Raw genomic sequence first — 26,568 nt, forward strand, 5'->3', positions numbered from 1 at the left:
TTTGCCGGCTTCTTACAGAAAACGGGGTGTCCTGCTTACCATCCACGCATGATGATGAAAATCATTTTATGTGCCTACACACAGTCAGTTTTTTCAGGAAGAAAAATTGAAGCGCTTCTCAAAGATCGTATACGTATGATGTGGCTAGCTCAAGGTTACGAACCGAGCTATCGGACAATCAATCGATTTCGTGTTCACCCAGAAGTTCAAGTGCTTCTTCGTGAGTGCTTTGTCCAGTTTCGATGTCAACTTATTCAAGAGAACGAGATTGATAATGAAGCAATCTTCATTGATGGAACGAAGATTGAAGCAAATGCCAATAAGTTCACATTTGTCTGGCGCAAATCAATCGAAAAGTATAGTGCGAGCCTCTTGGAGAAATCAACCCAGCTGTATGACGAACTAGTAGAAAGAGAAATTATTCCACAGATCGAACGAGAAAGTTCGGACGAACTTTCTGTTGAAGAATTATCTCTAATCACTGAAAAATTAGAAGAAAAGGTTGAAGAGTTGACAAAAGAAATTGAAGCAAGTGAAGATGCCGATGAACGAAAACAACTGCGATCAAGCAGAAAAGAACCGAAGAAAGCGTATAAGCAATTTCAAGACTTTGTGAAACGTAAGTTAAAGTATGAAAAAGACATGGAGATTTTTAACGAACGGAATAGTTATTCAAAAACAGATCATGATGCCACGTTTATGCGTATGAAGGATGACTACATGAAGAATGGCCAACTGAAGGCGGGGTATAATGTGCAAATTGCGACAGAAGGTCAATATACACTTGCTTACGATGTCTTTTCAAATCCAACGGACACACGAACACTTTATCCGTTTCTTGACGCAATTGAACATCACTACTTCGAACTCCCAGACTATATTGTCGCAGATGCGGGATATGGAAGTGAAGAGAATTACCTCGATGTGCAGAACAGAAAGTGTACGAATGTGAAGACTGTTCAGGTTGTCCTTTTCGTTCACAATGTACGAAGGCGAAGGAAGGAAAGAACCGAAGAATCCATTATAACGAAAAGTGGGAACAACAAAAGAAAAGCATTCAACAGCTGCTTTCAGAAGAAAAAACGGGTAAAATCTACGGAAAACGTAAGATTGACGTAGAACCAGTTTTTGGATATCTGAAGGCTAATTTGCGTTTCACTCGAATGTCCGTAAGAGGCAAAGAGAACGTGAAAAACGAATTAGGGTTTGCGTTCATGGCGGTGAATGTACGAAAGTACATCGCCTCCAGCGTAAAATGTGCATAGACCAATCAAACAGATCAACAAAAAAGGGTTCTCATCATCAAAATGCGATGATGAGAACCCTTTTTCATTATTTTTGGCTAGTTATGTCCCAGCCTCTTTTTTTACTATGAAGAGGTATAGGTGACAGCAATCCAGCCCATACTAGTACCAAGGTATTCCCCTATCCCCTTTTTTATTGATCTTCTCCCGTGAGAAGGTCTTTTTTTATGAAAAAGGCTGAGACAGAAGTATTTCAGCCAACGATAAGCCTGAACGATTGAGAGCTCGCAACTCTTAGTTGTCCAGGCTTTTTTGTGATTGGGCAAACCCAGTTTGGAGACGGAATGGAATGGAGAGAAAGGCACTCGACTCCTCCCCGCGGAAAGCGAGTGGCCGTAGCGCAATGGAACGAACGTGTTGAGACAAACCAAAGAGAGGGGAGCGGCTATTGTTTGTCTCTTAGAAGCAGTCAGTTTGTTATATCCCAACCTCTTGCTTATGCATAAATAGACGATAAAGCCGGCCAGTCTTCGATTTGAGCGGGTTCTTGGGTAGAGATGTATTCAATCTGATAGCGGTTCAAGTAGTTTTTTTGCAGAATGGCACAGCCAATTTGCTTATCGGTTGTGGTGAACAAAATGATGCGCTTTTCTCCGTTGATGGTTTCGTCTTTTTGTATTTCTTGAATGGACAAGCTTGGTTCTTCTTTTTTTGCATAGGTTTCGATTTTTGCTTGAATGGTAGAATACGAGTCGGTTTCTTTAATTGCTTTTTCGTTTGTATGAATAACGGCAAAGGCTGTGAGCATCCCGGCAAGTAGAAAAGGAATGATCGTTTTTTTCATGGCTGAGTAGCTCCTTTATAGAGGATCTTGGCAATGTGGAATTTTAACAGCATTGTAGCACGAAAAGCCCCCAATAAAGGCCTAGATTTAAAGAAATAGGAAAATAAAACAGATTAATGGATAACAAAGGTAGCGCTCGTGACCTTCATCCCTGTTAAGAAAGCAAGCCTTATCTCATGTGAAATCATGTTTTTAAAGAGGAAAAGTACTGCGAACTACCTATAAACAATAAATAAATGTTTCCGATAACAATAAAAAAGAGTGTTTTTTAAGGGGTGGCTGTGATGGAGGGGACATCATTTTCAGCTAAAACGCTTCATTCAAGTGTGTTAAGCTATGCTAGCGTTCAGCAATCAAAAGAAAAAAATCAGCTGGAAACAGAGTTAAAAGCGCCGAAAAGCAGTAATGAAGTAATCATTGCACAGCTTGAAAAAGCGGTGGAAGAGATTAATCAAAAGCTCGCACCTACGTTTGTTTCGGTACGTTTTCAACTTCATGAAAAGTCTCATACGTATTTCGCTCAGGTTGTAAATGCGGATACGAATGAGGTGATTCGAGAGGTACCTCCCGAAAAGCTTTTAGATATGCATGCCGAGATGGAGCGGCTGACGGGATTAATCTTTGATCAAAAAATGTAATTGGCGGTGAAAGAATGGTTCGTATTGGTGGATTAGCAAGTGGAATGGATATTGACCAAATCGTAAGTGATTTAATGAAAGCGGAGCGTATGCCGCTGGATAAAATAAAGCAAAAAAAGCAAACAACAGAATGGCAGCGTGACCAGTATCGCGAAATGAACCGATTGCTAACGGAATTTCGTGATTCGGCTTTTAACATGACGCTCCAGTCAACATATATGGTGAAAAGCTCATCTTCAGCTGATGAATCGAAAGTAACGGCTACTGCAACAACGTCAGCAGGTAACGCGTCGTATACGTTATCAAACGTAACGATGGCGACGGCTGCTAAAAATATTAGCGGGGCAGTTTCAGGAACAACAAAAATTGATCCATCAAAAAGCTTATGGTCTCAGCAAAGTGCGTTTTCAGGTGGGCTAACGTGGCAGACTAAAACGATCAATCAAAGCGCGATTACGGTAGCCAGCGACACGACGAAGGTTTCGTTAGGAAAAGGAGCAATTGAAGCTTCAACCTTACCAGGACAAATTGTTGTAAAAGATAAAGATGGAAATGAAACGTCTTATAGTGTGCGCACAGACAACGCGACAGGGTTAGGGACAGACCAGGTATTTGTCGATCCAGCAACCGGTGAAATGACGTTTGGTACGCAACTTGTAAAAGATAGCACGGTACAAGGGTTTGATTATGAACAAAACTACGTATCATTTGCCATTACAACCTATGATGAAAATGGAAAAGCGATTGAAGATGATCAAAAGAATGGGAAAATGAACTTCGAGTTTGATGGTACGAAGTCATTAAATGACGTTATTTCTACGATTAACAATTCCAAGGTCGGGATTTCTGCATTTTACGATTCGGGCACAGATAAAATTATGTTTACTCGTAAAGACACGGGTAAATTGACGAGCAGTACAGATGCAGCGGGTCCTCAAATGAAGCTTGAAGGTGATTTTCTGACCCAGACGCTAAAGCTCGATCAAACGAATGAACAAAGCGGAACTGACGCAACGTTTGAAATCAACGGCTTACAAACAACGAGAAAGTCCAATACGTTCACAGTCAGCGGCGTGAGCTTTACGCTTCAAGATAACTTTACGGCCCCTGTGCGCGTAAATGTTAGCAACAACACAGATAAAGCGGTTGAATCGATTAAAGATTTTGTGACGAAGTACAATGAACTCATCGCTACACTCAATGGTAAAACTACGGAAGAGCGTTACCGCGATTACAGTCCTTTGACCGATGCTCAGCGTGAAAGCTTAACAGATAAACAAGCGGAGCAGTGGGAAGAAAAAGCCAAGAGCGGCTTGTTAAAAAACGATTCAATTCTTTCAAGTGGACTAAATCAAATGCGTTCTAACTGGTATTCAGCTGTTTCAGGCATCACCGGTGAATTCAAGCAGCTAACGGATATTGGAATTACGACTAGTACGAACTATATGGACCGTGGAAAGCTTGTTATTAACGAGACAAAGTTAAAAGAAGCACTTGAGAAAGATCCGCAGTCCGTGATGGATTTATTTTCAAAAAATGGCGAAACGACAAGTGAAAAAGGGGTTGTCCGCAGACTTCGTGAATCCGTTGCGGATACGGTATCTAAAATTGAGCAGCGTGCAGGCCGCTCAACGTGGACGAATACGCAGTTTGTGCTCGGTCGTAATTTACGTGACATGGATGATCAAATTAGTCGATTTGAAAGTCGTCTTGTGCAGGTAGAAGACCGCTATTGGCGCCAATTTACAGCAATGGAAAAAGCTATTCAAAACTCAAACGCACAAAGCATGCAGCTATCGCAATATTTCGCTTAAACATAGCAATACAATGAAGAAAGAGTACGAGAAGGAGTGAAGGAAATGGCAGCAAATCCTTATCAAGCGTATCAGCAAGGGGCAGTTCAAACCGCTTCACCTGGTGAACTTACGCTGATGCTTTACAACGGATGCATTAAATTTATTAAAATGGCCCGTATTGGGTTTGAACAACACAATATTGAAGCGAAAAACGAAAACTTACTTAAAGCACAAAAGATTATTCAAGAGCTAATGGTTACTTTAGATACAAGCGCTGCTGTTGGAAAAGAAATGATGGCGATGTATGACTATATGAATCAGCGCTTAATTGAAGCCAATGTTCAAAATCGCGTAGAACTCCTCGACGAAGTAGAGGGATATGCCGTTGAGTTTCGTGATACGTGGAAGCAGGTTATTCAAATGAATCGTAAGCAAACCCATGGTTCAGGTGGACAAGCGTGACGCCTCTCGACTCCGTATATGAACTGACGGCTGAGCTCTATGGCCTTGTCCAAAAGCCGCTTCTTGCAGAAGAACGTGAGAATATGATTGCGAAAGTGGAAGGCTTGCTTCAAGAGCGCAGTCAGTATATTGACGAGCTTGTTCAGTCAAAAGAAAGCAAGAATGATTCGAGAGGGAACATCATCGTTAGCATGAATGCCATCATTGATTCAACATTGTTAAAATGGAAAAAAAGTGTTGAAGAGGACCTTCAAAAAACAAAGGCCAAAAAACAGCATGTTAATCGTTATGTTAACCCGTATGGAAATGAAACATTCGATGGGAGTTTTTACGATAAGCGAAACTGAATAGAAGACGTAAAAATTCGAAAAAAAAGACTTCTCTTTAGAAGAAGGTCTTTTTTTTTAGTTCTAACATACACTTTCTTAAATTTGAAAATTTGTTCGCTGAATTTTCAAAAAAATATAGGTTTAGGAAGGGAAAGTGTCGGGTATTGTAGAAATATAGAGGTATAGCAATGATTAAAGGAGGAGTTCGAATATGATGTACAACATTCGTGGCGAAAACATTGAGGTAACTCCAGCAATCAGGGAATATGTAGAGAAAAAGCTCAGCAAGTTAGAGCGCTATTTCGATGGTACACCTAATGCTGATGTAAATGTAAACTTAAAAGTATACAACAACGACCAAAAAATAGAAGTTACAATTCCAATGACTGATCTTGTATTACGTGCTGAAGAGACGCATACAGATTTATATGCCGCAGTCGACCTTGTCCTTGATAAACTTGAGCGCCAAATTCGCAAGCATAAAACGAAAGTGAACCGTAAAATGCGTGAAAAAGGTGCTGAAAAATACCTATTCGCTGCGTTAGAAGGTGACCCAAGCGTTGCCGTTGCAGCTGAAACGGATGAAGAAGAGCTAGAGCTTGTCCGTACAAAACGATTTAACTTAAAACCAATGGATAGTGAAGAAGCAATTTTACAGATGAATATGCTTGGTCATAGCTTCTTTGTCTTCACAAATGCCGACACAAATACAACCAATGTCGTTTATCGTCGAAAAGATGGGCGATATGGCCTGATTGAGCCAAACTAAATACAGTAACTTCTAAGGCAGCGAGCTTTACTCGCTGTCTTTTTTAATGATGTCTAGTTTACGTTGCTTATCCTGTTCGTTCTAGGCAGTATTTATCAAATCATCAGTTGAGTAATAATGGGTATAAGTTGCTACTTGTCTAGCCCCGATGTTACAATTTTATTCAGAATGTTTTATAATAAGGAAATAACAAGTACAAGATGTATTGATTATAAATAGAGGAGCGTTTAATATGCTTGGATTATTTAAAAAAGTGTTTGACGGAAATCAACGCCAAATCGGTCGTTTAGAACGAATGGCTGAACAGATTGATGCGTTGGGTCCTGATATGGCATCGCTGACAGATGATCAGCTTCGTGAGAAAACAGTAGACTTTAAAGAACGTTATCAAAATGGTGAATCTGTAGACGATATGCTGACAGAAGCTTTTGCAGTTGTACGTGAAGCGGCAAAGCGTGTGTTAGGCATGTATCCTTATAAAGTGCAGCTAATGGGTGGTATCTCCTTACATGAGGGGAATATCTCTGAGATGAAAACAGGGGAAGGTAAAACGTTAACTGCAACTATGCCTGTTTATTTAAATGCCATTACTGGAAAAGGCGTGCACGTTGTAACGGTCAATGAATATTTAGCAAGCCGTGATGCAACTGAAATGGGGCGTCTTTATGAGTTTTTAGGCTTAACGGTTGGCTTGAATTTAAACAGCTTAACAAAGGATGAAAAGCAGGAAGCGTACGCTGCTGACATTACGTATACAACAAATAACGAGCTAGGATTCGATTATTTACGTGATAACATGGTGCTTTATAAAGAACAAATGGTACAACGTCCCCTTCATTTTGCTGTAATCGATGAAGTTGACTCCATTTTGATTGACGAAGCGCGTACACCGTTGATTATCTCTGGAACTGCTCAAAAGTCAACGGCTCTTTATATTCAAGCTAATGCATTCGTTCGCACGCTTGATAAAGAAACGGACTATACGTTTGATGTGAAGACCAAAAGTGTTCAGTTAACTGAGGACGGAATGTCTAAGGCTGAAAAAGCGTTTGGTATTGAAAACCTGTTCGATATCTCGCATGTAGCCTTAAACCACCATATTAACCAAGCGTTAAAAGCACACGTAACGATGCAAAATGACGTTGACTATGTGGTAGAAGACGGGAAAGTCGTAATCGTCGATCAGTTTACAGGTCGTTTAATGAAAGGTCGTCGCTTTAGCGATGGGCTTCACCAAGCAATTGAAGCAAAAGAAAATGTCGACATTCAAAACGAAAGCATGACGCTTGCAACAATCACGTTTCAAAACTACTTCCGTATGTATGAAAAGCTAGCGGGTATGACGGGGACAGCGAAAACGGAAGAAGAAGAATTCCGAAACATCTATAACATGCAGGTAGTTGTAATTCCAACGAATAAAGACATTGCTCGTGATGACAAAGCAGACTTAATTTATAAAACGATGGAAGGCAAGTTCAAAGCCGTTGTCGAAGATATCGCTGAGCGCCATGCGAATGGACAGCCTGTGCTTGTTGGTACAGTAGCGATTGAAACGTCTGAACTATTGTCTTCATTATTAAAGAAAAAAGGTATCAAGCACCACGTTTTAAATGCAAAGCAGCATGAGCGTGAAGCTGATATTATCGAAAACGCTGGTCAAAAAGGCGCGGTGACAATCGCAACAAACATGGCTGGACGTGGAACAGATATTAAGTTAGGCGAAGGTGTTATTGAAGCAGGCGGTTTAGCCGTAATCGGTACAGAACGTCATGAATCACGCCGTATCGATAACCAGCTGCGTGGTCGTGCTGGTCGTCAAGGAGACCCGGGGGTTTCTCAATTTTATCTTTCAATGGAAGATGAGCTGATGCGTCGCTTTGGCTCTGATAACATGATGTCCATGATGGATCGCCTTGGTATGGACGATTCACAGCCAATTCAAAGTAAAATCGTGACAAGAGCCGTTGAATCTGCGCAAAAACGAGTAGAAGGTAACAACTTCGATGCGCGTAAACAATTGCTTCAATATGATGATGTATTACGTCAGCAGCGTGAAGTAATCTACAAGCAGCGCTTTGAAGTGTTGGATTCAGAAAATCTGCGTGATATTGTAGAGCGCATGATCCAATCAACGGTTGAAAGAGTTGTCGCTACGTATACGCCAAGCGATGAGTTAGAAGAAGATTGGAATTTACAAGGTATTGTTGATTATGTAAATGCTAATATTCTAGATGAAGGGCAAATCACGGAAGAAATGTTGCGCCGTAAAGAGCCTGAAGAAATTGTAGAAATGCTTGTTGATTATGCAAAAGCGCGCTACAACGAAAAAGAAGACCAGCTTGAGCCAGAACAAATGCGTGAGTTTGAAAAAGTTGTTGTTCTTCGCGCGGTTGATTCAAAATGGATGGACCATATCGATGCGATGGATCAGCTACGTCAAGGTATTCACCTTCGTGCATACGGTCAAACAGACCCACTTCGCGAGTATCAAATGGAAGGCTTTGCGATGTTTGAAAACATGATTGCCACAATTGAAGAAGAAGTGACGAAGTATATGATGAAAGCAGAGATTAACAACAACCTTGAACGTCAAGAAGTAGCGAAAGGACAAGCTGCTGTGCATCCAAAAGAAGGGGATGCACCTGCGAAAAAAAAGCCAAAAGTCAACGCAGTTGATGTAGGTCGTAACGATACATGCATTTGCGGAAGCGGTAAGAAGTATAAAAACTGCTGCGGAAAAGAAGCATAAAAGTAAGGAAGCATTATTGGTTTAGCGACAAACTGTGTTACAATCACATACAGATAGCAACCGTCAGGAAGGAAATGGGCAGCCCCCATTTCCTTCCTGTGTGTCAAAAATAAGATAGAGGTGTTTGAACGATGGATTTAGTAGAAATTAAGCAAGAGTTAGAGAAAACAGCTAAGCGATTAGCGGACTTTAGGGGGTCTCTTTGACCTCGATAACAAGCAAGCTCGTATCGATGAGCTAGATGAAAGAATGGCTGATCCAAGCTTTTGGGATGATCAGCAAGCAGCACAAACAGTTATCAATGAAGCAAACGGCTTAAAGGATGCTGTAAATCAGTTTAATCACTTAGATGAAACGTATGAAAATTTACAAGTATCGTATGAGCTTGTAAAAGAAGAATACGATGAAGATTTAGCTACCGAGCTAGTTGACGAATTAAAACAGTTAACGTCAGGTATGAATGAATTTGAGCTACAGCTCTTATTAAGTGAGCCTTACGATAAGAACAACGCCATTCTAGAGCTTCACCCGGGTGCAGGCGGAACGGAATCTCAAGACTGGGGCTCAATGCTACTGCGTATGTACACGCGCTGGGCAGAGAAAAAAGGCTTTAAGGTTGAGACGTTAGACTATCTTCCTGGAGACGAAGCTGGAATTAAGAGCGTTACGTTACTAATTAAAGGTCATAATGCATATGGCTATTTAAAAGCAGAAAAGGGCGTACACCGTCTTGTACGTATTTCGCCGTTTGATTCATCTGGTCGTCGTCATACATCGTTCGTATCATGTGACGTCATGCCTGAGTTTAACGATGAAATCAATATTGATATTCGTACAGAGGATTTAAAAGTAGATACGTACCGTGCAAGTGGTGCGGGTGGTCAGCATATTAATACGACCGATTCAGCTGTTCGTATTACCCATCTACCAACTAACGTAGTTGTTTCTTGTCAAACAGAGCGTTCACAGATCAAAAACCGTGAGCAAGCGATGAAAATGTTAAAATCGAAGCTTTATCAGCTAGAGATTGAAAAGCAGCAAGAACAGCTAGCCGAAATTCGCGGTGAGCAAAAGGATATCGGTTGGGGAAGTCAGATTCGTTCTTATGTATTCCACCCATATTCTCTTGTAAAAGACCACCGTACAAATACTGAAATCGGAAATACACAAAGCGTAATGGACGGAGACATTGATTTATTTATTGATGCCTACTTACGTTCACATATTTAAGAGTGATAGCTACCCCTGGATTTTCGCGCAAGCGTGGAACCAGGGTTTTTTTCTGACAGCATGAGTTGCTTAAAAGTTACATACGCTATGGTAAAAGTCGTTAACTGAGGTGACTATCATGAAAAGATTGAAACGAGACGTATTTTCTGTATCCGACCGACTGCTGCAAATTGTTTATGTCATGGTTGGAGCAAGTATCGTCGCGATAGCCTTTAATATATTCCTACTTCCTAACCGTATTGCATCTAGTGGTGTAAGCGGTATCAGCACAATTTTAAATGCATTATTTAATTGGTCTCCAGCCTATGTTCAGTGGGCTTTTAACGTACCGCTTTTTCTTTTAGGAGCGTTGCTACTTGGTTGGCAATTTGGAGCCAAAACCTTAATTGGTACGGTTTTTTTACCGTTTGTTGTCTTATTAACAAGCGATATTGAGCCAGCTACAACTGATCCGCTTCTTGGAGCGTTGTTTGGTGGAATTGGTGTGGGTGTTGGGTTAGGTCTGGTGTTTCGAGGACACGCATCCACTGGAGGCACGGATTTAGCTGCGCAAATTATTCATAAGTATACATCGTTATCGCTCGGTATTTGTGTAGCTTTAATTGATGGGCTCATTGTGATTGCAGCTGCTTTCGTATTTGATCTAGAACGAGGGCTATATGCGCTAATCGGCCTTTATGTCACAAGTAAAACCATTGACCTTGTCCAAGTAGGCGTCGGGCGCTCAAAAATGGCGCTCATCATTACCAATAAAGAAAAAGAAGTGCGCCATGAAATTTTACATACAATTGACCGGGGGGTGACGCGTTTGTCAGCCTACGGGGGGTATACGGATGAAGAGCGACCAATTTTAATGGTTGTAGTTGAACAAACAGAATTCACAAAATTGAAACAAACGGTTAAAGCAATTGACCCATCTGCATTTGTCATTGTTGCAGACGCTTCAGAGGTACTAGGAGAGGGTTTTAAACGTTCATAAGTAGGTTATAATAGAGTGAAAAACTTCACAAAATGGTTAATTTTATTATGGAATGAGGAGGAATAGCCATGAAGAAATTAGCATTAGCAATCATTGCAGGAGCATCTTTTACATTGGCAGCGTGCGGTGGAGGGAATGAGTCTTCTGAAACAGCTTCTGAAGCAAGTGGGGAAGAGCTTTACCAACAAAACTGTTCGGGCTGTCATGGCCAAAACCTTGAAGGTGCAAGAGGACCAAACCTTGAGAAGACTGGTGCGAAATATTCACAAGAAGAAATTGAAGACATTATCAATAATGGAAAAGGAAGCATGCCAAAAGGCTTGGTGAACGAAGAGGAAGCGAGCAAAATTGCCGAGTGGTTAGCCGAAAAGAAATGATGCAAAACGAGGAGCAAAAAAGCTTCTCGTTTTATTTTTTTACAAAATATAGACGAGGATAGTCCTGCTGTTTTTCTAAATTTCTTTGAGAGCAAACTCCTTTTTAGGGGGATATAGGAAGGTGTATGAATCCGACTAATGTCATATTTGAAATAAAAATGTAATATTTTTAGGGCTTAAATTCTCGAAAAGTGATGTTATAATGAGAAAGCAACTGAAATGAGTCGTTTTTTTTTGATTTTTTTGTAATTCTTTGTCGAAAGACGGAGAATGAAAATAACACACTTGATTAGGTGATAACTGATGATTGAAATGCAAAATGTTTATAAAACGTATCCGAACGGTGTGAAAGCAATCAATGGGATTAGCATCAAGATTAATCAAGGTGAGTTTGCTTATATCGTAGGACCAAGCGGAGCGGGTAAATCTACATTTATTAAAATGATGTATCGCGAGGAGAAACCTTCTACGGGCGATATCATTGTCAATGGCTCAAACGTAGCCAAAATTAAAAGTCACAAGGTACCAATTTTCCGTCGTAATATTGGGGTAGTCTTCCAAGACTTTAAGCTTCTACCAAAGCTAACGGTATATGAAAATGTGGCGTTTGCTTTAGAAGTGATTGAGCAGCACCCAGAGGAAATTAAAAAGCGCGTAATGGAAGTGCTTGATCTTGTAAAGCTGAAAAATAAAATGCGAGCGTTCCCCGATGAACTATCTGGTGGAGAGCAGCAGCGTGTATCAATCGCGCGTTCTATTGTAAATAAACCAAAAGTGGTCATTGCAGATGAGCCGACAGGGAACCTAGACCCTGAAACTTCTTGGGAGATCATGGACATTTTTGAAGAAATTAATAAAAATGGCACAACGATTTTAATGGCAACTCACAATCGTGAAATTGTAAATGCAATTCGTAAACGAGTAATTGCTATTGAAAATGGAAAAGTTGTGCGTGACGAAGTAAGAGGTGATTACGGATATGAAGGCTAGAACATTCGGTCGCCACTTACGAGAAGGAGCAAAAAGTCTTAGTCGAAACGGGTGGATGACTTTTGCATCAGCTAGTGCGGTAACAGTTACCCTACTACTAGTTGGTGTCTTTTTAACGCTTATGCTTAACCTAAATCACGTAGCCAAGTTAATTGAAAACGACGTTGAAATTCGAGTACACGTCGATCCAGCAGCTACAGATGAAGAGCAGTCGGCTATTGAAGAGAAGTTAAAAGCAATTAGCCGTGTTGATACGGTGTCATTTTCTTCTAAAGACAAAGAGCTCAAGAGCTTAATTGATAGTATGGGTGAAGAAGGGAAAGTATTTGAGCCTTTTGAACAGCAAAACCCATTAAATGACGTATTTATTGTCAAAACAAAAACACCAAACGATGTAGCTAAGGTTGCTACAGAAGTTGAAAAATACTCGAATGTTACAAATGTGCAATACGGACAAGGTGAAGTTGAAAAACTGTTTAACGTCCTAGAAGTTGCCCGTAACATTGGAATTGCTTTAATTATCGGTTTGCTTTTCACAGCAATGTTCTTAATTTCTAATACAATTAAGATTACCATCGTTGCTCGTCGTGAAGAAATTGAGATTATGAGATTAGTAGGAGCAACAAACCTATTTATTCGCTGGCCATTCTTCATTGAAGGCTTGCTGCTTGGATTATTAGGTTCAGTTGTACCAATCGGTGTCTTAATTGGTGTATACACGTTTGTATTCAACCAATCTGAGCCAAAATTCAACGGATATTTTGAGCTTTTACCAACGTTCCCATTCACGCTTCAAATTGCGCTATTACTTGCTGTAGTCGGTGGATTTATCGGCGTTTGGGGAAGTATGCTATCAGTTCGAAAATTCTTAAAAAAATAAGTTATATTATTCAGTACCACGACAAATCTAGCCTAAACGTTAGATTTGTCTTCTTACATATAAAGATGATAAGCACATAAAAAAACACGTACAAATGAGGAGAACAGACAAATGAAACGCAAAGTATTAACGGTTACAGCAGCGGCTTTTGTCGGGCTAAGCGGTGTATGGTTAAGTTCGGGGAATATCGCTTATGCAAACGGAGACATTGATAAAAAGATTAGCGATTTAAATGAAAAAAGTTCAAATGTAAACAAAAACATTAATGAAGGTAAAGAAGAAATTAAATCTTTACAAGAGCAACAGAAAAAAACAGAAGCCGAAATGAAGCGTTTAGATGAGAAGATCGGTGAGACAAACGAGAAAATTCGAAATCGCGAGTCTGAAATATCAGAAACAAAGAAAGAAATTGAAAAATTAAAAAAAGATATTGAAGAAGTAAAAGAACGTATTGAAAAGCGAAATGAATTGTTAAAAGATCGAGCTGTAGCGTTACAGGAAAGCGGTGGCTCAGTGGATTACATGCAAGTTCTACTAGGCTCACAAAGCTTTGGTGACTTTATCAGCCGTGTTAGTGCAGTATCTACAATTGTAGAAGCAGACCGTGAGTTATTAATTCAACATGAGCAAGACAAAAAAGAACTTCAAACAAAAGAAACAGCTGTTCAAACAAAATTAGAATCACTTGAAAAAGCGCTAAAAGACCTTGAAACATTGTCAGCAGATCTTGAGAAGCAAGTCGATGAAAAAGATAAATTAATTGCTACGTTACAATCGCAAGAGCAATCAGTAAACGATGAAATTGTTGGCTTAGAAGAAGAAGCGGCTCTACTAGCAGATCAAAAGAAAGCAGCAGAAGGTGAAAAGGCAGCTTGGGAACAAGAGCAGCGTGAAAAAGCGAAAGCTGCAGCGGAGGCAAAGGCAAGAGCTGAAGCAGAAGCGAAGGCAAGCCAGTCACAGCCAGCAGCAAAATCGGCACCAAGCGCAGCGCCAGCTCAAAAAGCAGAAGCTGCACCAGCACCAGCTGTAACAAGCGGTTCATTCATGCGTCCAGCTAACGGACCAGTCACATCTCGATATGGTTACCGTGAAAAATTTGGTCGCATGCATTACGGAATTGATATTGGAAAACGTGGTAGTAGTGTACCAATTGTATCCGTAGCGGATGGCACAGTTATTCGAGCGTATTACTCATCATCATTCGGGAATGTTGTATTTGTACGCCATAACGTCAATGGCCAAACTTGGGTATCTGTTTATGCTCACTTAGAAAGTTATAATGTGTCTAGTGGTCAGTCAATCGGAAAAGGTCAACAGCTAGGCTACATGGGTAATACTGGTCGTTCATTCGGTGCACACTTGCACTTTGAACTTCACAAAGGAGACTGGCAAGGAAGCAGCTCTGCTGTAAACCCTGAAAATTATATTAACTTCTAATTTTGTGCATATGTTGTACAAGCCTATCATAAAATCTTAACAAAAAGGCATCACACTTGATTTGTGTGGTGCCTTTTGCTACAAATAACACATGCATCCTTTTTATTACATAGTTTCAAGGCTATCTATTATAATAAAAAGAGATGGGTCAGGGTTGAGGAGGATGAAAGAGCTTGAATCGGAAAATAGTGGCATTATTGATGGTGCTCTCTCTTGTAGTTGGAGCAGTAGGTACTTATTTTGGATTACAATATGCAAGCGCTGGAAGCGTTGGTTTATCAAGTCTCTCGTCAGCTACAGGGACAAATAATGTAGATGTAAATGGTGAATTTGACAAGATTAAGCAAGCCTATGACCTTATATCATCCCAATATTATAAGGATGTAGACGAAAAAAAATTACTAGAAGGTGCTATTCAAGGAATGGTACAGACGCTTGATGATCCCCATTCGTCCTATATGAATAAGGAAACAGCAAAGCAATTTGAACAATCACTTGACTCATCCTTTGAAGGAATTGGTGCAGAAGTTAGCATGGTAGATGGTAAAGTCACAATCGTAGCACCATTTAAAGAATCACCAGCTGAGAAAGCTGGTTTAAAGCCCAACGATCAAATTTTAAAAATTGATGGTAAAAGCATTGAAGGATTAGAGCTTTATGATGCTGTGTTAAAAATTCGTGGTGAAAAAGGATCAACAGTTAAATTAGATATTCAGCGTCCCGGTGTAAAAGACATGATGAAAGTTGATGTGGTACGTGATGAAATTCCAATTGAAACTGTTTATTCATCTGTGAAGAAAGTAAATGACAAATCAATTGGCTACATGGAGATTACGTCATTTTCTGAATCTACCCAAGATGAATTTAAAAAGCAGCTAAAGGAACTTGAAAAGAAAAATATTGAAGGACTTGTCCTTGATGTGCGTGGAAATCCAGGTGGTTATCTCCAAAGCGTGGAGAAAATGTTAGAAGAACTTGTAACAGGTGACAAGCCGTATGTACAAATTGAAGAGCGTGACGGTGATCGTCAAACGGTTAAGTCTTCTTTAAAAGAACCAAAAGATTATCCAATTGTAGGACTGATCGATGGTGGTAGTGCATCTGCTTCAGAAATCTTAGCTGGTGCATTAAAAGAAGCTGGCGGATATGACATTGTTGGTGAAAAATCATATGGTAAAGGAACAGTTCAGCAAGCAGTGCCAATGGAAGACGGCAGTAACTTAAAGCTGACGTTCTACAAATGGTTAACGCCAGATGGCAATTGGATTAATGAAAAAGGAGTTAAGCCAACTGTTGAAGTAAAACAGCCTGACTATTACTACACAAATCCAATTCAAGTTACTAAAACATTAAAATTTGATATGACAGATGATCAAATCAAAAATGCACAGCAAATGTTAAAGGGATTAGGGTTTGAACCTGGCCGTACCGATGGATATTTCGGTAAAGAAACAGAAACGGCTGTAAAAGCGTTTCAAAAAACAAATGATCAAAAAGTGACGGGAGAAATTGACGAAGATACAGCGGCATTACTTCAGACAAAGCTGCTCGAAAAAATCAAGTCAAAAGAAGATGACCGTCAATTAGAAACAGCTCTAAAGCTTGCGAGCGAATAATGAATGAACAGAAAAACCCCCTCTCTGTAGGCTTGCAGAGAGGGGGTTTTTGTAGAAATAGTGAGCATGTTTATTCTCTTTTTCTGTTACAATAAGTGAACAAGTTGGTTTTTCATCCATATTAATAAAGGAGGAGCTCACTAATATGGAAGAACAAAAAGAATTACAGCCAAAGGTAGAGAAGAGCTTTGAACTAATCGGTAAAAAATGGACAGGATTAATCATTTATGTACTGATGAGTGGTCCAAAGCGCTTTAGCGAGCTCAATGAGGCGATTCCGGCTTTAAGCAGAAGGTTACTAACTGAGCGAGTTAAAGAGTTAGAAGAGCATGGTATTGTGCTACGCACTGTTATACCGGAGCGTCCGATTCGCACAGAATATACGCTGACTCAAAAAGGAAAAGAATTAGGGCAAATTTTAGGTCCGATTACGCAATGGGCAGAAAGTTGGATCAAAGACTAACAAGCACAGAAGCAGAAGACTAGCTACAGAAAGGAATGTCAAAGATGGCAAACGTTCTTTATGTTACTGCACATCCACTAAGTGAAGATGAATCATTAAGCATGGCGGTAGGTAAGCAATTTATTGAAACCTATCAAGAAACAAATCGAAATGATGAAGTCGTTCATTTAGACTTATATACGGCTGACATACCATTTCTAGATAAAGATGTGTTTAACGGTTGGAAGAAGCTGCGTGAAACAGGTTCTTTAGAAGAGTTATCATCAGATGAACGAATGAAAGTAGGACGCCTAGCAGAACTAGGTGCACAATTTTTACTAGCAGATAAATACGTGTTTGTTACACCGATGTGGAATTTTTCGGTACCTGCCATTATGAAGGCTTATATTGACGCAATTGCTGTATCAGGCAAGACGTTTACATATACAAAAGAAGGCGCTGAAGGTTTGTTAAAAGGAAAGAAAGCACTTCATATTCAAGCGCGAGGTGATGTTTATTCAGAAGGACCAGAAGTGAACCGTGAAATGGGACATCGCTATTTGGAAGTAATGATGGACTTTTTTGGGATTGAATCCTTTGAAAGCATTATTATTGAAGGTCAGGTGAAATTTCCAACTAAAGCACAAGAAATTAAAGAAAAAGCAATGAATCAAGCGTTGACTATTGCTACAACTTTTTAAAAAGACTTTTACCAGTCTTTTTTTTATGTTTAAAAGGCATACTAACAAACAGGGTAATCATTTAAATGAGAATAAAATAGTTGACTAAAAAGATTACCTAAGTTACTATTAGTAACATAGTTATTAAAAAGTGAAAGAAAGGTGCGAATTCAACATGGCAAAAGTATTGTATATTACAGCACATCCGCATGACCATCAAACTTCATTTAGTATGGCTGCAGGAAAAGCATTTATTGACACATATAAAGAAGAAAATCTAAACGATGAGGTTGTACACATTGACCTTTATAAAGAGGATATCCCACAATTAGATGCAGATATCTTTGGTGGATGGGGTAAATTAGGAGCAGGTGAAGCATTTGATAAGCTATCAGCTGACCAGCAGCGTAAAATTGCTCGTTTAAATGAACTGAGCGATCAATTTGCAAATGCTGATAAATATGTATTTGTAAATCCAATGTGGAACTTCTCATTCCCACCTGTTATGAAAGCATACTTAGATTCTGTTGCTGTAGCAGGAAAAGCATTCCGCTATACAGAGCAAGGAGCAGTTGGGTTATTAACAGATAAAAAAGCATTTCATATCCAAGCAAACGGCGGTATTTATTCAGAAGGTCCAGCAGCAGATGTGGAGATGGGACATCGCTACATTGGTATTATGATGAACTTCTTTGGAGTTCCATCATTTGAAGGATTATTTGTAGAAGGTCATAATGCAATGCCTGCAAAAGCAGAAGAGATTAAAGCAAGCGGCATTGAAAAAGCGAAAGAAGCAGCGCGTAAATTTTAATAAAGAAGTAAGAAAAAGAGACTGAGACATAAGTAGTTCAGTCCTTACTATACCTGAACGATTAAGAGTTTATCACTTTTAATCGTTCAGGTTTTTTGTTGATTGTGAAAACAATGTTGGAAACAGGGTGGAATGGAGCGTAGGACACTCGACTCCTGCGGGAAAGAGAGGGAAAACGGAGATCCCGCAGCGCAGCGAGGAAGCTCAGGTTCCTCCCCGCGGAAAGCGAGTGGCCGTAGCGCAATGGAACGAACGTGTTGAGACAAACTAAAGAGATGGAAACAGCTAGTGTTCGTCTTTTAGAAGCAATCATTTTGTTATGTCCCAAACTCTTTTTTTTGGTAAATAGAATTGAACACATATGTGTATAACGGACAGTTAACATACAAATATGAATGATTTGTTCCTTTTCTTATAGTACTTGGAGGACTGTTTTTTAGAAAAAAACAACATTGGCGGTTGTTATCATACTTTGTTAAAATGAAATTACTGGTTATACATACAAATCTGCGGTGATAAATAAAAAATAAGAAGTTGAGGGAGTAGTAGGCGGTGGAAAGATGGAAGTTGTAATAGAAATCCTAAAAGGAGCGGGAAAGCTTTTTATACATCCGCTCACCTATTTATTTTTACTGGTTTCATTCTTTGTTGGTCTGGCACGCGTTAAGCGTGAACGAAAAAACTTTCATGTTCGGGTATTTGATTTTATCTTAGAAGCGAAGTATTTATTTTTTCCAGGCATTATTATTGGCGTGATCCTTTCAATTTGCACTGTTTTAGTAGGGACATACGTAACGATTGGAACACTTGTGTTTGTTGCTTTGATTACTTTTCTTTTGAGTGGGCCGTGGACATTTCGGTGGTTATCGCCCGCTTATGTATTGGGCGTAACCATTTTTGCTACGCTAGTTATTCCAAATGTGGGAATTGGAGATGGGATTGTTCATACATGGTCACTTGAATTAAAGGATGCAAATTTACCATCGTTAACGTTTTTGTTAGCGCTACTAGTAGTAGCAGAAGGATATTTGATTTGGAAGTTTGGCGTAAAAGGAACCTCTCCTGCTATCATTAAGAGCAAAAGAGGCCAAGAGATTGGTGCTCACTTTTCTCAAAAGCTTTGGGTTGTTCCTGTGTTTTTATTAGTTCCTGGTGATGCAATTACATCTACCTTCAGCTGGTGGCCAGTGCTTACAGTAGGTCAAACGTCATTTAGCTTATTTTTTGTTCCATTTGCTATAGGTTTTAGCCAGCGCATTCAAAGTATGTTGCCAAGCGCATCGATTTCATTTACTGGAAAAAGAGTGTTGTTTTTAGGCGTTGGTTTGGTCTTAGTGGCGCTTGTGACATTAGTTGTTCCGCTATTTTCATTTGTTGTGGCGGCTCTCGCCATTGTGGTTAGACAGTGGATTAGTACGAAGCAACGTCTAGCAGATGAGAATGCTGCACCATTTTTCACAAAAAAATCAGAAGGTGTTATCATATTGGGTATTATTCCAGGATCGCCCGCTGAAAAAATGGGCTTACAAGTTGGAGAGTTAATTACGAAAGTAAACGGTGTTCCTGTATCAGAAGTTGCTAAATTTTATGCAGCGCTTCAGGTTAATAATCGTGCTTTCTGTAAATTAGAGGTGCTTGATTATTCTGGCGAGGTTCGCTTTGCTCAGCGCGCTTTGTATGATAATGAACATCACGAGCTAGGTATTTTATTCGTTCATAACTACAAGCAGCTAACATCGGAAGCTGTTTAAGTGACAAACCCTATTTCTTTATTAAAAGAAGTAGGGTTTTTTTTGTAAAAAAAGTATGGCAGATGTCTTAACAATTTTCTAGTATATTCCTATTGTGTTAGATATAATCAAGTTACGAATTGAACAAAAGTGTATATTTTATAAAAAATAAACAAATTTGTTCAAAAAATATATAGAAAGCGTTTACAAAATTGTGGAAAGGAGAGTATACTGAACATATAGTAAGTTAAGAATCTTTTTAAATCTTAATGTAATGAAGGAGGCTTGGTATTGATGGAGGTTTTAATGAGAACGATGTTTCAATCGTTAGGCAAAAATCACTCAATGAATAAATTAGCAAAAAGGTATGGTCTACGAATGGGTGCGGCAAGATTTGTGGCAGGTGATTCAATTGAATCTGCTATTAACACTTGTAGAGAGCTGAACGCTGCAGGTAAGGTTGCAACGTTAGATCACCTTGGAGAATTTGTGTATACCAAAGAGGAAGCAGCTGAATCTACCGATATGTGTGTGCAAACATTACATGCGATTGCTCATTCAAATGTTAATTCGAATTTATCATTGAAGATGACATCTCTTGGTTTAGATATTAGCAAAGAGCTCTGCATGGATAATATGCGCAAAATTCTTGAGGTTGCCAAAATGCATGGGATTTTTGTTCGAATTGATATGGAAGATTATGCTCATTGTCAGCAGTCACTAGATATATATAAAGAGCTGCGAAAAGACTATGATAACGTTGGAATTGTGATTCAAGCATATCTATATCGTACGCAGCAAGACATTAAAGACCTAAATCAATATCAAGCAAACTTACGCTTAGTAAAAGGGGCATATAAAGAGTCACCTGAAGTAGCATTTCCAGCAAAAAAAGATGTGGATGAAAACCTTAAAGAAATTATTAAAATGCATTTAGAAAACGGCAACTACACAGCCGTGGCAAGCCATGATGAAGCAATGATTGACTATACGAAAGAGTTGGTTAAAAAACTGAATATTCCAAAGGATCAATTTGAATTTCAGATGCTGTACGGTATTTGTGTTGATTTACAAGATAAGCTTATTAAAGAAGGTTACAAGGTGCGCGTATACGTACCGTACGGTGTAGATTGGTTTGGGTACTTTATGCGCCGTTTAGCTGAGCGCCCGGCGAATGTATGGTTTGTATTAAAGAATTTTGTAAAATAATTTCACATAAAGGGGTAGATGAATATGACAATTACAACAAAACCATCTGTATTTAAAAATGAACCTTTCACTGATTTTACAGTTGAAGCAAATAAAGTAGCGATGGAAAAAGCGTTAGAAAAAGTAAAGGGTAAGCTAGGGGGAACCTACCCAATTTCAATTGGTAGCGAAACAATTGATACAGGAGATTATATTGTGTCAATCAATCCTGGAAGTAAAGATGACGTCATTGGGCGCGTGAGCAAAGGAACAACGGCTTTAGCGGAGCAAGCAATGCAACAAGCGTTAACAACGTTTGAAATGTGGAAGAACGTTTCACCGGCTGAGCGTGCGGACTATTTATTTAAAGCAGCGGATTTGATGCGTCAACGTAAGCATGAATTCTCTGCGATGCTCGTTTATGAAGTAGGGAAAAATTGGGCTGAGGCAGATGCAGATACAGCAGAAGCAATTGATTTTATGGAGTTTTATGCAAGAGAAATGCTTCGCCTTAGCGAGACACACATTAATCAGCCATTAACGCCTGTAGATGGTGAAAAGACGCGAATGGCGTATATTCCACTTGGAGTAGGGGTGATCATCTCACCATTTAATTTCCCACTCGCAATTATGGCAGGAACGACCGTAGCGGCAATTGTATCGGGGAACACAGTTATCTTAAAACCAGCTGATTCAGCTCCGGTTATTGCGGCTAAATTTGTGGAGCTCATGAAAGAAGTAGGATTACCGGAAGGAGTCTTAAACTTTGTGCCAGGAGACGGTATTGAAGTAGGCGAATACTTGGTTGAGCACCCAAAAACACGCTTTGTTTCCTTCACGGGTTCACGTGAAGTTGGTTGTCGTATTTACGAAAGGGCGTCTAAAGTACAGTCTGGACAGATTTGGTTAAAGCGTGTTATTGCTGAAATGGGCGGTAAAGATGGAATTGTAGTAGATGAAACAGCTGATTTAGATGCAGCTGCTGATGGAATTGTGGCAGCGGCATTCGGCTTCCAAGGACAAAAGTGTTCAGCAGGTTCTCGTGCAATTATCGTGGAATCTGTTTATGATGAAGTGGTAGAAAAGGTCGTAGAACGTACGAAAAAGCTTAGCATTGGACTGCCGGAAGAAAATCATGCAGTGGGTCCAGTAATTGATCAAAAAGCATACAATAAAATCTTGTCGTATATTGAGACTGGAAAAGGTGAAGGAACGCTTCTAACAGGCGGTGGTCCGGCTGAAGGGAATGGCTTCTATATCGAACCAACTGTATTTGGAGATGTGAGTCCGCAGGCACGCATCATGAAAGAAGAAATCTTTGGGCCTGTTCTTGCGATGGCAAAAGCATCTGACTGGAAAGAAGCAATTGAGATTTATAACGATACAGATTACGGGTTAACGGGCGGATTCTTCTCTCGCGATGAGAATCGTATTTCGACTGCTCTAAATGAAATGCACTGCGGAAACTTGTACATTAACAAAAAATGTACGGGTGCGTTGGTAGGAGTACATCCTTTTGGTGGTTTCAATATGTCAGGAACGGACTCTAAAGCGGGTGGCTATGACTATCTACTTCTATTTACACAAGGGAAAATGACAGCTAGAAAGATTTAAATGGATTTAATCAGAGGGGCACTGTGCCCTTTCTGATTATTTTTTTATCATAAAATTTTTGGTTACTTCTGAATTAAAATCTAGTATATTATTTCTATGCAAATTTGAGAGGAGAGATTTGATGGAGATTCAGCTGTTAAGTTCCATTGTGGTATACATGATCGGTATGTTGTTAATTGGTTATTATGCGTACCGAAGGACTTCTAATCTATCAGACTATGTATTGGGAGGACGCTCGCTAGGCCCAGGCGTAACGGCTTTAAGTGCAGGAGCTTCAGATATGAGTGGATGGTTGATGATGGGGTTGCCTGGTGCTATGTTTGTTCAGGGGGTAAGCGCTTCGTGGATTGTAATTGGGCTTACGTTAGGTGCATATGCTAACTGGCTGTTTGTTGCACCTCGTCTTCGTAAGTATACAGAAGTGGCTAATAATTCAATGACCATTCCAGCGTTTTTAGAAAATCGCTTTAACGATGATTCCAAAATGCTACGTATGATTTCGGCTATTGTTATTATTCTATTTTTTACTTTTTACGTTTCATCAGGAATCGTATCAGGAGGCGTTCTTTTTGAAACAACGCTGAATCTAGACTACGAGATAGGCTTATGGGTTGTAGCTGGAGTAGTCGTAGCTTATACATTGTTTGGTGGCTTTTTAGCCGTTAGTTGGACCGATTTCGTTCAAGGAATTATAATGTTTGTTGCTTTAATCCTTGTGCCAGTTGTAGTTCTTACACAGATGGGTGGATTTGGTCCGGCAATGAGTGAGGTTCGAAACATTGATACGGACTTATTCAATATTTTTAGTGGCACAAGCTTCTTAGGTATCATCTCGCTGTTTGCCTGGGGGTTAGGTTATTTTGGCCAACCACATATTATCGTGCGATTTATGGCTATCTCATCTGTAAGAGAAATCAAGCCTGCTCGTCGTATTGGAATGAGCTGGATGCTTGTTTCAGTCGTTGGAGCCATGCTGACAGGGTTTGTCGGTTTAGCTTATTACACGAATCAAGGTCTAGAAATTGCTGACCCGGAAACAGTATTTATCGGGTTAAGCACAATTTTATTCCACCCAATTATTACAGGGTTCTTATTAGCAGCATTATTAGCAGCCGTAATGAGTACCATTTCATCACAACTTCTTGTAACTTCGAGCTCATTGACAGAAGATTTGTACAAAACATTTTTCCGCCGATCAGCAAGTGATAAAGAACTAATGTTGATTGGACGTGGATTTGTACTTCTTGTATCCATCATTGGTGTCATGATTGCATTTAATAAAAGTGGTACAATCTTATCGTTAGTCGGCTATGCATGGGCTGGATTTGGAGCTGCTTTTGGCCCTGTTATCTTATTGAGCCTTTATTGGAAGCGAATGAACAAATGGGGAGCGCTAGCAGGTATGGTGCTTGGTGCCGTGACGGTTGTTGTATGGACAAAAATCCCTGGATTATCGGATTTATTATACGAAATGATTCCAGGTTTCTTAATTAGCTTAGTTGGAATTGTAGTAGTAAGCTTATTAACACCTGCTCCGAACGAGAAAACGCAAAGTGAGTTTGAAGAATATAATCAATCAGCGTAACGAAAAAGAGACTGAGACATAAGTAGTTCAGTCCTTACTATACCTGAACGACTGAGAGTTCATAACTTTTAATCGTTCAGGTTTTTTGTTGATTGTGAAAACAATGTTGGAAACAGGGTGGAATGGAGCGTAGGACACTCGACTCCTGCGGGAAAGAGAGGGAAAACTGAGATCCCGCAGCGCAGCGAGGAAGCTCAGGTTCCTCCCCGCGGAAAGCGAGTGGCCGTAGCGCAATGGAACGAACGTGTTGAGACAAATCAAAGAGATGGGAACAGCTAGTGTTCGTCTTTTAGAAGCCATCATTTTGTTATGTCCCAAACTCTTTTTCGTTACAAACCATATTCTTTAATTTTGTTATACAATGTTCCTCTTGAAATCCCTAATAAATCAGCTGCGGCGCTCTTATTACCATAGGTTCTTTTTAGCGTATCTTGAATGAGCTGCTTTTCAGATGAGGTTTCATTCAAGGGTTCATGAAGAGTGATTTGGCGTTTTAACTCAGCTGGTAAGTGCTGTGCCGTAATAGTTGGCAAATCGTTAAGTAAAATTAACCGTTCAATGGTATTTCGAAGTTCTCTTACATTACCAGGCCAATCGTGATGACAAAGCGTTTCAACCACTTCTTCATCAAGAGTTGGTTTTACCTTTTCGTGCTTTGTGCTGAATTCTTCAATAAATTGTGTAATGAGCGTTGGAATTTCATTCTGACGCTCTTTTAACGGTGGAATATGAATATTAATGACCGTTAGTTGATAATAGAGACCTTCATAAAACTCTCCTTGTTCAATTAAGCTCTCTAACAGTACAGAGGTTGAAGCCATAATTCTTGTATTAACCTGAACTTGTTCATTACTTCCCGTCATGTAATAAGCGGCGTTTTCCAGATAGTCACACAGTTTAATTTGAACGTCTAAAGGCATCTTGTGAACGTCTTGAATAAATAAGGTGCCGTTTGCTGCTTGCTCTAATTTCCCAGGCCTTTTATCGGTTGTAGGCTGTGAAAACACGCCTTGTTGATATCCAAATAACTCCATATCAATGAGGCCGGGAGGAATGGTTGCGCAGTTTAGCGTAATAAAGGGTTCATTTCGCCTTGTGCTATCATAATGAATAGCTTGAGCAAGAAGCTCTTTTCCAGATCCTACTTCACCCGTTAATAAAATAGGAATATTTGTAGACGAAACTTTTTTAGCCATTTCAATTTCTTCTTCAAGGGTAGAGTTCTCGCCAATAATAGAAGAAAATAAGCTCTTATCTCCTATCAGTGGGTCTTGTTCCACTTCTTCGTGCAGTCGAATAATATTGGTAATATCATGCTCAGTTGCCACTGCACCAATAACTTTATGGCCTTTTACAATAGGAGAAGCATTCACTAACACGTGCGTTTCTTTATTTGGCTTATGGTAAGCTCCCCGAATCGGTCGACCTTCGTTTAAGATTTTATGTAGCACAATGGACTCATCATCGAAATACGTATTGATGAACTCGCCAACAATTGCTTGTTTTGCAATTTTGTAAGTGTTTTCAGCGGCGGTATTCCATAGCACTACTTTCCCTTTATCGTCAACAACGGTTACGGCGTCGTTAATCGTCTCTCCTAATGTTTCAAAATAAGAGAAAACATCTTCATTTTCAGCTTGTAGATAGTGAATCCAGTCAGAAGGGTGAAGTACACCGTGAATAGAATTAGTTTCATATGCTTGAATAAGAACTGGGCGCTCCCAGTTAACCTTTGATGTTTTGAGGTCAAGCCAAGTAGAGATAGTAGAAGGAGACCAGTTGGTTTTGTGAATCCAATCAATAATAGGCATGCTCATCGAAGCACTCTGGAGGGCAAACTGTTCTTTTGTATGAAAGATGTAATAATGCTTATCAAAAACGATGACATATTCAAAGTTAGAAAGTTCCGATTTTATTTGGGATATGGATGTAGATGGACTGGTTAAAATAAAGGAGTCGTTTATTTTAATTGAGCTCATTGGATTGTACTAAACCCCTTTCATATTCTTACTTTTAATTAAATGTATCACACTTTTTATAAGGTCGCAAAGCGCTTCTTTTGTCCGATTTTCCAGCTAATTCGCAATGGGATTATATATTTGCTCAGACTGGGTATACAAAGGAGAGATGAAGAAATAAGGAAAATTTGAACAGTCCAATACTATTCAGTTCCATTAT

General features: G+C 39.6%; 22 protein-coding genes and 1 pseudogene. 21 read left to right on the forward strand and 2 right to left on the reverse strand.

What is annotated here, in order from left to right; all coding sequences use genetic code 11:
* Positions 1 to 1,389 (forward strand): annotated as a pseudogene (locus A2U94_RS09100) (transposase); the annotation flags it as partial.
* Positions 1,390 to 1,740: 351 nt separating this feature from the next.
* Here A2U94_RS09100 and A2U94_RS09105 read toward each other — a convergent pair.
* Complete coding sequence (locus A2U94_RS09105; protein ID WP_025907038.1) at positions 1,741 to 2,088, reverse strand: hypothetical protein; 348 nt, start codon at positions 2,086 to 2,088, stop codon at positions 1,741 to 1,743.
* Between the two features lie 284 nt (positions 2,089 to 2,372).
* Between A2U94_RS09105 and A2U94_RS09110 the strand changes: the two genes are divergently transcribed.
* The 20 genes from A2U94_RS09110 to putP all read left to right on the forward strand — a co-directional run bounded on the left by A2U94_RS09110 (position 2,373) and on the right by putP (position 24,390).
* Positions 2,373 to 2,726, forward strand: a complete 354-nt coding sequence (locus tag A2U94_RS09110) for a flagellar protein FlaG (RefSeq protein ID WP_025907036.1) — start codon at positions 2,373 to 2,375, stop codon at positions 2,724 to 2,726.
* A 14-nt stretch (positions 2,727 to 2,740) separates the two neighbouring features.
* The gene (fliD, locus tag A2U94_RS09115; RefSeq protein ID WP_025907034.1) at positions 2,741 to 4,540 is read left to right on the forward strand and encodes a flagellar filament capping protein FliD; all 1,800 of its coding nucleotides are present in this window, start codon (positions 2,741 to 2,743) and stop codon (positions 4,538 to 4,540) included.
* A gap of 45 nt (positions 4,541 to 4,585) precedes the next feature.
* The gene (gene fliS / locus A2U94_RS09120) at positions 4,586 to 4,984 is read left to right on the forward strand and encodes a flagellar export chaperone FliS (RefSeq protein ID WP_025907032.1); all 399 of its coding nucleotides are present in this window, start codon (positions 4,586 to 4,588) and stop codon (positions 4,982 to 4,984) included.
* The gene (gene fliT, locus A2U94_RS09125) at positions 4,981 to 5,331 is read left to right on the forward strand and encodes a flagellar protein FliT (protein WP_025907030.1); all 351 of its coding nucleotides are present in this window, start codon (positions 4,981 to 4,983) and stop codon (positions 5,329 to 5,331) included. Before fliS ends, fliT begins: the two co-directional genes overlap by 4 nt.
* A gap of 193 nt (positions 5,332 to 5,524) precedes the next feature.
* On the forward strand, positions 5,525 to 6,082 hold the full coding sequence (gene hpf / locus A2U94_RS09130; protein ID WP_025907028.1) for a ribosome hibernation-promoting factor, HPF/YfiA family: 558 nt from the start codon (positions 5,525 to 5,527) through the stop codon (positions 6,080 to 6,082).
* 232 nt (positions 6,083 to 6,314) lie between these two features.
* A complete protein-coding gene (secA, locus tag A2U94_RS09135; protein WP_025907027.1) occupies positions 6,315 to 8,831 on the forward strand; it encodes a preprotein translocase subunit SecA in 2,517 nt (838 codons plus the stop codon).
* 131 nt (positions 8,832 to 8,962) lie between these two features.
* Positions 8,963 to 10,061 (forward strand): peptide chain release factor 2 gene (prfB, locus tag A2U94_RS09140; RefSeq protein WP_138116421.1). Its coding sequence is split into 2 segments (ribosomal slippage): positions 8,963 to 9,025 and positions 9,027 to 10,061, totalling 1,098 coding nucleotides; the frame shifts between segments, so codons are not numbered across the junction.
* Positions 10,062 to 10,242: 181 nt separating this feature from the next.
* Positions 10,243 to 11,040, forward strand: a complete 798-nt coding sequence (locus tag A2U94_RS09145; RefSeq protein ID WP_412177896.1) for a YitT family protein — start codon at positions 10,243 to 10,245, stop codon at positions 11,038 to 11,040.
* Between the two features lie 68 nt (positions 11,041 to 11,108).
* Positions 11,109 to 11,417 carry a cytochrome c551 gene (gene cccB / locus A2U94_RS09150; RefSeq protein ID WP_025907023.1) on the forward strand — a complete coding sequence of 103 codons (309 nt, stop codon included), beginning with the start codon at positions 11,109 to 11,111 and terminating at the stop codon, positions 11,415 to 11,417.
* A 303-nt stretch (positions 11,418 to 11,720) separates the two neighbouring features.
* A complete protein-coding gene (gene ftsE, locus A2U94_RS09155; protein ID WP_025907022.1) occupies positions 11,721 to 12,407 on the forward strand; it encodes a cell division ATP-binding protein FtsE in 687 nt (228 codons plus the stop codon).
* Positions 12,397 to 13,287 (forward strand): permease-like cell division protein FtsX, encoded by an 891-nt coding sequence (gene ftsX, locus A2U94_RS09160; protein ID WP_025907021.1) that lies wholly within the window; start codon positions 12,397 to 12,399, stop codon positions 13,285 to 13,287. The genes ftsE and ftsX overlap by 11 nt, the downstream gene beginning before the upstream one ends.
* A gap of 111 nt (positions 13,288 to 13,398) precedes the next feature.
* A complete protein-coding gene (locus A2U94_RS09165; RefSeq protein ID WP_025907020.1) occupies positions 13,399 to 14,724 on the forward strand; it encodes a murein hydrolase activator EnvC family protein in 1,326 nt (441 codons plus the stop codon).
* Between the two features lie 173 nt (positions 14,725 to 14,897).
* Positions 14,898 to 16,340, forward strand: a complete 1,443-nt coding sequence (locus A2U94_RS09170; RefSeq protein ID WP_025907018.1) for a S41 family peptidase — start codon at positions 14,898 to 14,900, stop codon at positions 16,338 to 16,340.
* A gap of 145 nt (positions 16,341 to 16,485) precedes the next feature.
* Positions 16,486 to 16,803 carry a winged helix-turn-helix transcriptional regulator gene (locus A2U94_RS09175; RefSeq protein WP_025907017.1) on the forward strand — a complete coding sequence of 106 codons (318 nt, stop codon included), beginning with the start codon at positions 16,486 to 16,488 and terminating at the stop codon, positions 16,801 to 16,803.
* Positions 16,804 to 16,847: 44 nt separating this feature from the next.
* Complete coding sequence (locus A2U94_RS09180; protein ID WP_025907015.1) at positions 16,848 to 17,483, forward strand: FMN-dependent NADH-azoreductase; 636 nt, start codon at positions 16,848 to 16,850, stop codon at positions 17,481 to 17,483.
* A gap of 154 nt (positions 17,484 to 17,637) precedes the next feature.
* On the forward strand, positions 17,638 to 18,273 hold the full coding sequence (locus A2U94_RS09185) for an FMN-dependent NADH-azoreductase (RefSeq protein WP_025907013.1): 636 nt from the start codon (positions 17,638 to 17,640) through the stop codon (positions 18,271 to 18,273).
* Between the two features lie 560 nt (positions 18,274 to 18,833).
* Entirely contained in the window at positions 18,834 to 20,024 is a 1,191-nt protein-coding gene (locus A2U94_RS09190; protein ID WP_025907012.1) for a PDZ domain-containing protein, read from the forward strand.
* 273 nt (positions 20,025 to 20,297) lie between these two features.
* Positions 20,298 to 21,212, forward strand: a complete 915-nt coding sequence (locus A2U94_RS09195; protein WP_025907011.1) for a proline dehydrogenase family protein — start codon at positions 20,298 to 20,300, stop codon at positions 21,210 to 21,212.
* A 24-nt stretch (positions 21,213 to 21,236) separates the two neighbouring features.
* The gene (gene pruA / locus A2U94_RS09200; protein WP_025907009.1) at positions 21,237 to 22,805 is read left to right on the forward strand and encodes an L-glutamate gamma-semialdehyde dehydrogenase; all 1,569 of its coding nucleotides are present in this window, start codon (positions 21,237 to 21,239) and stop codon (positions 22,803 to 22,805) included.
* Between the two features lie 121 nt (positions 22,806 to 22,926).
* Complete coding sequence (putP, locus tag A2U94_RS09205; protein WP_025907008.1) at positions 22,927 to 24,390, forward strand: sodium/proline symporter PutP; 1,464 nt, start codon at positions 22,927 to 22,929, stop codon at positions 24,388 to 24,390.
* A gap of 329 nt (positions 24,391 to 24,719) precedes the next feature.
* Here the strand turns inward: putP and A2U94_RS09210 are convergent, their stop codons facing one another.
* Positions 24,720 to 26,369, reverse strand: a complete 1,650-nt coding sequence (locus tag A2U94_RS09210) for a sigma-54 interaction domain-containing protein (RefSeq protein WP_025907404.1) — start codon at positions 26,367 to 26,369, stop codon at positions 24,720 to 24,722.
* Between the last annotated feature and the right edge of the window lie 199 nt (positions 26,370 to 26,568).

Origin of the sequence: Bacillus sp. VT 712 (assembly GCF_001614195.1) — a bacterium.
GTDB classification, from domain to species: Bacteria; Bacillota; Bacilli; order Bacillales; family Bacillaceae_H; genus Priestia; species Priestia flexa.

Excerpts from the sequence above, each read along its gene's own strand:
- A2U94_RS09105 (WP_025907038.1), bottom strand. The coding sequence starts at position 2,088 with ATGAAAAAAACGATCATTCCTTTTCTACTTGCCGGGATGCTCACAGCC.
- A2U94_RS09110 (WP_025907036.1), top strand. The coding sequence starts at position 2,373 with ATGGAGGGGACATCATTTTCAGCTAAAACGCTTCATTCAAGTGTGTTA.
- fliD (WP_025907034.1), top strand. The coding sequence starts at position 2,741 with ATGGTTCGTATTGGTGGATTAGCAAGTGGAATGGATATTGACCAAATC.
- fliS (WP_025907032.1), top strand. The coding sequence starts at position 4,586 with ATGGCAGCAAATCCTTATCAAGCGTATCAGCAAGGGGCAGTTCAAACC.
- hpf (WP_025907028.1), top strand. The coding sequence starts at position 5,525 with ATGATGTACAACATTCGTGGCGAAAACATTGAGGTAACTCCAGCAATC.
- secA (WP_025907027.1), top strand. The coding sequence starts at position 6,315 with ATGCTTGGATTATTTAAAAAAGTGTTTGACGGAAATCAACGCCAAATC.
- A2U94_RS09145 (WP_412177896.1), top strand. The coding sequence starts at position 10,243 with ATGGTTGGAGCAAGTATCGTCGCGATAGCCTTTAATATATTCCTACTT.
- cccB (WP_025907023.1), top strand. The coding sequence starts at position 11,109 with ATGAAGAAATTAGCATTAGCAATCATTGCAGGAGCATCTTTTACATTG.
- ftsE (WP_025907022.1), top strand. The coding sequence starts at position 11,721 with ATGATTGAAATGCAAAATGTTTATAAAACGTATCCGAACGGTGTGAAA.
- ftsX (WP_025907021.1), top strand. The coding sequence starts at position 12,397 with ATGAAGGCTAGAACATTCGGTCGCCACTTACGAGAAGGAGCAAAAAGT.
- A2U94_RS09165 (WP_025907020.1), top strand. The coding sequence starts at position 13,399 with ATGAAACGCAAAGTATTAACGGTTACAGCAGCGGCTTTTGTCGGGCTA.
- A2U94_RS09175 (WP_025907017.1), top strand. The coding sequence starts at position 16,486 with ATGGAAGAACAAAAAGAATTACAGCCAAAGGTAGAGAAGAGCTTTGAA.
- A2U94_RS09180 (WP_025907015.1), top strand. The coding sequence starts at position 16,848 with ATGGCAAACGTTCTTTATGTTACTGCACATCCACTAAGTGAAGATGAA.
- A2U94_RS09185 (WP_025907013.1), top strand. The coding sequence starts at position 17,638 with ATGGCAAAAGTATTGTATATTACAGCACATCCGCATGACCATCAAACT.
- A2U94_RS09190 (WP_025907012.1), top strand. The coding sequence starts at position 18,834 with ATGGAAGTTGTAATAGAAATCCTAAAAGGAGCGGGAAAGCTTTTTATA.
- A2U94_RS09195 (WP_025907011.1), top strand. The coding sequence starts at position 20,298 with ATGGAGGTTTTAATGAGAACGATGTTTCAATCGTTAGGCAAAAATCAC.
- pruA (WP_025907009.1), top strand. The coding sequence starts at position 21,237 with ATGACAATTACAACAAAACCATCTGTATTTAAAAATGAACCTTTCACT.
- putP (WP_025907008.1), top strand. The coding sequence starts at position 22,927 with ATGGAGATTCAGCTGTTAAGTTCCATTGTGGTATACATGATCGGTATG.
- A2U94_RS09210 (WP_025907404.1), bottom strand. The coding sequence starts at position 26,369 with ATGAGCTCAATTAAAATAAACGACTCCTTTATTTTAACCAGTCCATCT.